We start from the raw sequence: 3,079 nt of genomic DNA, 5'->3' as shown, positions 1-3,079 counted from the left end.
AATTTTGGTAATGTTGGTAAAACAATTGCTTCTAAGTCATGATAAGAAACTCCAGAACGAATTGCTCCATTCCAATCTTCATTTTCATACAACGCATTGATTTGATTTAATACAGGTTGAATCAGGGCCGTTACTTCTGCACGTTCTTGGTCATATGCTGTTCTCCAATTTCTTGCTGCACGTTGTACATTGCGGAGTTCATTTGTCGTTAATGGACGATCTTCACGAATTTCTAAATTACTTACACGTGCCATTCCAGTGCGTTCTACAATACGAAGACCGAATTCAATACCAGGGTTTGCTTCTACATCTAATGTTCCTACATCAATACTGTAACTAAAGAAATGTGGATCAGCAGGTTTTCCATTACTTGTAGAACGTGGAGGGCAACAAATCGCTCCACTCGATGTCAATGGGAATGCTTCTCCATATGGAACTTGAACCACTTTCTTCACTTCTTGCCCATAACGAGACACAACAATTTCTAAATCTTCTGCATGTGCAATAAAACCAGACACAGTATAACGTGTATTCTCTTTTAAGTTCGATTCCTCTACTTTTTGGAAGATATAAGATGGGTACAGTGTTGGTGGTGGCAATAATACATGATCACTCTTCAACAGTTCGTGATTAGATACGTTTACTACATTTCTTCCTCTATACCAAGCATCCAAGTTATCAAAATTGCCTCCTACCAGGAGATTACGCGCCTTACTTAAGCGCTTCGCTTGATTTACCAATTTACGCAATGTTTTTTTCTCTTTTCCAAACACTTCATCAGATAATGCATCTACTTTTAGAACCACTTCTTCAATATCATAATCACTTACATCTTTTGCAAGTGCATCTTGTGTACCAGATGCAAATAGAGCATTCACTTGCGTTGTGATATTTTGTAAATCACTTGGAAGTTTAAATGAGAATATATTTTTAGTACTATTAGTAAAAGTACCTTTTAAAGTAAGAGAACCACCATAATTTGCATTCGTTTGAAGTAGGATACGATTAAAAGGAGAAATAGTTTGTTTAATCTGAAAAGGTTCTGTGGCATATTCTAAACTTTGACCTATTTGTTTCTGATCATTATAATATTGTATAAAAATAGCATTGCCCCAAACACTACCAGTCAAATCCATTGAATCATATAATACATCACTTTTCCACACTTCTTTAGGCCATACGTCTGCACTGACATCTTTTAAATCTATATGATTGTTACCGCCGTTACCGCTTGGTGAATCTAGAATAGGAACAAACTCAATACGATCTAAAAAGATATCAGAAGAACCTTGATTTGTTAAATGAACATTAATCGTCTTCGCAGGTATTTCTACTGTAATAGGATTATCAACTGTAGGGGTAGATTTGACTACATAGACGCCATTTTCTCCTTTTACTCCCATATTACTATCTACAGTAGATTCAAAGTTTATCTGTTGGAAAATTGGATTCGCTCCACCAGTATCTACATTAAAGAAAACAGGATTATCACTATTACTTGCATAACGACAACGCACTTGATAGTTTTGTTTTGTTACATTTGTAATAGGAATACCTATCGATTGTCCAGGAGAAAGCTTCATCGCATTCGCACCATTTAACCATTCTTTAACAACTGTACCTCCATAAGAAGTTTTTTCAAATGGAAATCCATTAATTTGAACATCATCTCCAATAATGTTTTCTGGAACTAATTTCATTGGGGTATATACATTCACATAAGAGTAAAATGGATCCGCACTATTAAATGTTGAAAATACAAGATCAACTTTATGGTTGGCAGGTGCTGATAATTCTTCGCCATATCTTGGTGAGGATGCCCCTATAGGAGCATAAGCTCCCATGCTTTTTGATGTACCATCAGATAAAGTAACAGTAAAATCTGCATTTTGAACTTTATTGTAGATAACATTTGTTAAAGAAGTTTTTACAATTGGATTATTCGAATCAATGTTTATATTGTTCCAATTCAGATTAGACATTCGATAATCTGAATAAGTGATATCGCCATTAACCGTATGGATCGTTTCTCTAATTCCATTAAAAAATGCAGTCATAGCATTATTATCAGTAAAATTCGCAAGTTCTATTTTAGATAATCGTCCCTTGTATCGCACGTTGTCAAAACTTGGTAAATTTGTGGCCCACGCTTTGCTAGGAACCCCTGACCATGTAATTTTAGATGTTAGGGTTCTTGTAAAATCGATATCACTTTCGGTTGGATACATTTTTGGATCTAAAGTAGGCCATAAAGCAACAAAATCTAAACCTGTTAACGTCGCTATCGTTATAAAGTCATTACGTTTATTCCAATCATTCATATTTGCATAATTAGAATATTTATCATTTAATTCTTTCGTAAAAGTATCATATACCCATTTACTGTAATCACGAGTAATATTTCTAAAAGCGGTTAAAAGGGTAGCTATTGTATTATCACTATAACCCCATCTAGTTCCAGCTTGTATTGCATCTCTTAAAACCATCAATTGTAAATTAGTCATATTAACTAAATATGGCATTGCTACCATTCCGGAATTCATAAAATGCGGAGCGTCATGAACAAAAAAGTTACGAACAATATCAACTTGGCCACGTAAAGATGTTAAATTATTTGTATCCGTAGGATCTTTCTTATAATCTTCTACTTTTTCATAATATAAATTTATAACCCCTTGAAAACCTGAAGCGGTATCAGCTAATAATTGTTCATTTTGCTTGTATATCGCTTCATCAACTAAAGCTTGAATTTGTGGTTTTAGTTGTTCAAAAATATCTGGTGGATTATTAGAAGAGCCACCAAATAATTTAGGCCAAATAAAAGAAACAAATTGATTTGCAAAAGGAACAAAAGGAGCTACCTCAGGAATAAGACCAGCCAGTGAGATAAAACTTTTTACTGCTGCTAAATAATCAATCGTACCTGTTTTATAATATCCGTACACTTGAGTAGCTATATCTTTAGGGATAAATCCATATTTACTATAAGCTTCTTTTGCTTGTTTAAAAAGATCATCAAATTTTATTGCTTCATTTGGAATAATTGTATAATTATTATAAGCTGTAGAAGAGAGAGTAT

1 protein-coding gene is annotated in these 3,079 nt (G+C 33.8%); it reads right to left on the bottom strand.

What is annotated here, in order from left to right:
- On the bottom strand, nucleotides 1–3,079 hold a 3,079-nt coding region (locus tag ACQRBL_RS32020; protein ID WP_427736380.1), incomplete at both ends, for an insecticidal delta-endotoxin Cry8Ea1 family protein.

Origin of the sequence: Bacillus sp. AF62 (genome assembly GCF_050312695.1) — a bacterium.
Classification (GTDB): domain Bacteria; phylum Bacillota; class Bacilli; order Bacillales; family Bacillaceae_G; genus Bacillus_A; species Bacillus_A cereus.
This window is presented reverse-complemented; position numbering and strand designations above follow the sequence as displayed.